We start from the raw sequence: 4,361 nt of genomic DNA on the forward strand, positions 1-4,361 counted from the left end.
CGGCCCGCGCCTCGAGCCACTGGCCGGAGGCGAGCATCGCTCCGACGAGGGCGCCGGCGAAGGGCTCGCCCACCCACAGCGCGCCAGCGAGGGCGAGCAGGGCGATGATGTCGACGCTCGTCCGCCGGGCGGCGATCGCCACGGCGACGGCGGCGAGAGAGACGACGAGGGCGACCACCGTGCCGCCCGCCCAGATCCCCTGGGCCACGTCGTCTCGGTGGCCCAACCAGGCCACCCCGCCCGCAGCGAGCGCGGCGAGCGAGACGAGGAGGAAGCCGAGCTCCCACCGCTCGGCCAGCCACGCGTGGAAGGGGACGTGGCCGTCGGACGGGCATGAGCGGCATACGGATTCATCGGTATGCCGCTCAGCGGGCTCACGCGGCGGGGTTGCCACTCGCGTCGCCCCCCTTCTCGGCGAGCTTGCCCTCGAGCAGGCGTGTGACCGGCTCCTGGGCGAGGCCGAACGCGATGGACACCGCGAAGAGCGCGGGCGCGGAGTCACCGGCGAGGCCCGTCACCCAGCCGGCGCCGACGAGGGAGACTCCGATGAGTGCGGACAGGATGCCCATGGCGAGGCGTGCGGCGGCGCGGACGTACTGTACGCGGTAGGTGTCCCGCTCGGCACTGGTGAAGGTCGGGAACGCCCCCCACGAGCCGCCGATGAGCCCACCGAGCGCGACGAGCACGGCGACCTGCACGGCGCTCACGCCCTGAAACTTCTCGAGGCCGACGAGGAACGGCAGCTGCGGCAGCGCGGCCGCGGCCACGAGGATCAGCACGCTGAGCGCGAGGATCCCGATTGTCGCCGTCCGCAGGCGGGCGCTGCAGTTGTTGGCCTCGAGGTGCTTGCGGTCGATCGCCGTGTGCGCCCGGTGGAGGGCGGCAGCGACGTCGGCAGCGAGCTCGGCATCGGGCGCCGGCGCGTGCGGCTCCGCGGCCGCCCGCACGTGCTCCCACGCCGTGCCGGTCGTCGCGGCCCGGTTCCCCTTGAGCGAAGGATCGGTCAGGTGGTCGACCGCCCAGACGGCGTAGTCGCGCAGCTGCTCCCCCATGGAGAGGCGCGCGATGTGCTCCTCGACCTCGTGCAGGCTCTGCCACACCTCGTCCGGACCGGCGCTGTTCAGCTCGCGCGCGACCTCCCGGAGCTCCTGCTGGACCTCGTGGATCCGCAGTCCCCGGTCAGGGGCCGAGGTGCTTCCCGTCGCCACCGGCTGCAGCCGCTTGATGTCCTGGGCCAGCAGGTCCAAGCGGTGCCACGCGTCGGCACGCCAGCCACCGAGCCGGCGAAATCGCGTGTCCTCCGTGAGCTCGTGCAGGGCAGTTGTCATCGGTACCACTCCCTTCCTCCCCAGCCTTGATGCTCGGGTACCAGTCGGAGGGGGCCGAAGGTCCCGGGCCGCTCGTGAGGTACGGCACGTCGCTCGTGGGGGGTCACCTGCCGTGCGGCGGTGGGCGGTAGGCGGGGCAGCTGACTCGGACGTAGCGTGGGCGGATGGATCCCTCGATGACTCCGGCACCGACCACATCGACCCTCGGTGAGCTCCTCGCGACCGGCTACCGCCACCGGCCCGTCAAGGAGGAGATCCGGGAGAACCTCGTCGTCCGGCTGCGGGCGGGCGAGAGCGCGTTCCCCGGGATGGTCGGCTTCGACGAGACGGTCCTGCCCGAGCTCGAGAGCGCCCTGCTGGCGGGGCACGACCTGGTCCTGCTCGGCGAGCGCGGTCAGGGCAAGACCCGGCTCATGCGCACGGTTGCGGGGCTGCTCGATGAGTGGAGCCCCACCGTGGAGGGCTGCGAGATCAACGACAACCCGACTCAGCCGGTGTGCCGCCGGTGCCTCGCCCTCAAGTCGGAGCTGGGCGAGGCCCTGCCGGTCCGGTGGCGGCATCGCGACGAACGCTACTCGGAGAAGCTCGCCACTCCGGACACGAGCGTCGGCGACCTCATCGGTGACGTCGACCCGATCAAGGTCGCCGAGGGCCGGACCCTGGGCGACCCGGAGACGGTGCACTACGGACTGGTCCCGCGGGCGAACCGCGGCATCTTCGGCCTCAACGAGCTGCCCGACCTCGCCGAGCGGATCCAGGTCGCGCTCTTCAACGTGCTCGAGGAGCGCGACATCCAGATCCGGGGGTACGCGCTGCGGCTGCCGCTCGACCTGCTCCTCATCGCGACGGCGAACCCGGAGGACTACACGAACCGCGGCCGGATCATCACGCCGCTGAAGGACCGGTTCGGGGCGGAGATCCGCACGCACTACCCGCAGGAGGTGTCGGACGAGGTCGCCGTCGTCGCCCAGGAGTCCCGGCTCGTCGCGGACGTGCCGGAGCATCTCGTCGAGGTCATCGCCCGGTTCACCCGTGGGCTGCGCGAGTCGGGGTCGGTCGACCAGCGCTCCGGGGTGTCGGCGCGCTTCGCCATCGCCGGGGCCGAGAGCGTGGCCGCGTCGGCGCTGCGGAGGGCGGCGCGGATGCACGAGGACGCCGCCGTGGCCCGGGTCTGTGACGTGCCGACGATCGTGCCCACCCTGCTCGGCAAGGTCGAGTTCGAGATGGGCGAGGAGGGCCGCGAGCGCGACATCCTCGAGCACGTCCTGAAGGTCTCGATGGCGGAGACATTCCGGTCCCGGCTGGCCGGGCTCGACCTGAGCGGGTTCACCGGGCTCTTCGAGGACGGGTCGGTTGTCGAGACCGGTGACCTCGTGACCGGCGCGGACCTGCTGGCCCAGGTGGGGCCGGTCCCGGGGCTGTCGAAGGTGCTCGACCGGCTCGGCGACGGCGACGACGCCTCGCCCGGCCACGTGGCGGCCGCGGTCGAGTTCGTCCTCGAGGGTCTGCACCTGACTCGCCGGATCGACAAGGACACGGTGGCCGGGCGGACGGTGTATGGCGCCTGAGCCGCTCGACGGGTCGGCGAGCCGGACGTAGCGTGAGGTGATGACCAGGGTCGGGGATCGGCACGAGATGCGGGACAACCCACATGGGCGGTTCCGGTATGGCCCGTGGCACGGCGGACCCGATCCGCTGGCGCCGCCGTACGACGTCCGGTCCGCGCTCGACGAGATGGGCCGCGACGTGCTGGCCGGCGGGACGACCCGGGAGGCGCTGCGGGACGTGCTCAGACGCGGTCTCGACGGCCGGCGGGGGCTGGACGAGATCGCGGACCGCATCCGCCGGATGCGGGAGGCCGCCCGGCGTCGGGGAGACCTCGGCGGCACCCTCGACCAGGTCCGTGAGCTGCTCGACCAGGCCCTCGACCTGGAGCGCCAGACCCTCGCGGGGGAGGAGAGCGACGGGGCGAGGCTCGCCGAGATGGACCTCGCGACGCTTCCGAACGACACCGCCGGTGCGGTGCGGGCCCTCTCCGAGTACCAGTGGCACTCGCCGGAGGCAGCGCAGGCCTACGACCAGATCGCCGAGATGCTGCGTCGGGAGCTGCTCGATGCGCAGTTCGAGGGGCTCATGGCGGCCCTGACCGGCCAAGACCCCGAGGCCCTGCAGCACGTCAAGGACATGCTGGCCGACCTCAACTCGCTGCTGGCCGCCCACGCCCGTGGCGAGGACACGACCGACCAGTTCCGTGACTTCATGGACAAGCACGGCGACCTGTTCCCCGACAACCCCGAGAACGTCGACGAGCTCATCGACTCCCTCGCCCGCCGGCAGGCGGCAGCGGCCCGCATGCTCGCCTCCCTCACCCCCGAGCAGCGCCAGCAGCTGAGCCAGCTCATGAGTGACGCCCTCGCCGACGCCGACCTCGCGAGCGAGATGGCCCAGCTGGCCGACAACCTCCGCGCGCTCCGGCCGGGGCTCGACCGTGGGACGCCCGTCGGCATGCAGCCGGGTGGCGAGCCACTGGGCTACGGCGCAGCCGTCGAGGCGGTCGCCGAGGTGGCCGACTTGGAAGCGCTGGCCGAGCAGCTGAGCCAGGGCTACTACGGCGCCACGCTCGATGACGTCGACGTCGAACGGCTCGAGCGCCACCTCGGTGCGGATGCGGCCCGGGACTTCGAGGCGTTGCGCCGACTGGAGCGCGAGCTCGAGCGCCAGGGCTACCTCACGCAGGGTGACGACGGGCTGCGCCTCACGCCGCGGGCGGTCCGTCGCCTCGGCGAGACCGCGCTGCGGCGCGTCTTCGAGGGGCTCGCGACGGCACGAGGCGACCACGACGACCGCCGGTCCGGGCAGGCGGACGAGCCAACCGGGTTGACGCGGCAGTGGGCCTTCGGCGACGAGCTGCCCCTCGACACCGTCCGGACCGTCTCGAACGCGGTGCTGCGGACGATGGGCGGCAGTGCCACGAGTGACGAAGCGCTCACTCGACGGACCGCAACCGGAGAACGCGCTCACTCGACGGGCGCG

3 protein-coding genes and 1 pseudogene are annotated in these 4,361 nt (G+C 72.6%); 2 read left to right on the forward strand and 2 right to left on the reverse strand.

The genetic code is table 11. From position 1 onward, the window contains the following. Positions 1–394: pseudogene (locus N864_RS19650) on the reverse strand (hypothetical protein); the annotation flags it as partial. Further along, positions 375–1,328 (reverse strand): hypothetical protein, encoded by a 954-nt coding sequence (locus N864_RS19655; protein ID WP_034721324.1) that lies wholly within the window; start codon positions 1,326–1,328, stop codon positions 375–377. The pseudogene N864_RS19650 and the gene N864_RS19655, both read right to left, overlap by 20 nt. 176 nt (positions 1,329–1,504) lie before the next feature. On the opposite strand from N864_RS19655, the gene N864_RS19660 reads away from it, so the two are divergent. Together N864_RS19660 and N864_RS19665 are read left to right on the forward strand one after the other, a co-directional pair. Further along, positions 1,505–2,896, forward strand: coding sequence for a sigma 54-interacting transcriptional regulator (locus N864_RS19660; RefSeq protein WP_034721326.1), 1,392 nt, complete (start codon positions 1,505–1,507; stop codon positions 2,894–2,896). 40 nt (positions 2,897–2,936) lie between these two features. Beyond that, the coding region (locus tag N864_RS19665; RefSeq protein WP_205621005.1) for a vWA domain-containing protein at positions 2,937–4,361 on the forward strand (1,425 nt) is incomplete at its 3' end.

It is taken from the genome of Intrasporangium chromatireducens Q5-1 (genome assembly GCF_000576575.1).
Classification (GTDB): Bacteria; Actinomycetota; Actinomycetes; order Actinomycetales; family Dermatophilaceae; genus Intrasporangium_A; species Intrasporangium_A chromatireducens.

What these genes read in the sequence shown, in the direction of transcription:
- N864_RS19660 (WP_034721326.1), top strand. Translation starts at nt 1,505, where the DNA reads ATGACTCCGGCACCGACCACATCGACCCTCGGTGAGCTCCTCGCGACC.
- N864_RS19655 (WP_034721324.1), bottom strand. Translation starts at nt 1,328, where the DNA reads ATGACAACTGCCCTGCACGAGCTCACGGAGGACACGCGATTTCGCCGG.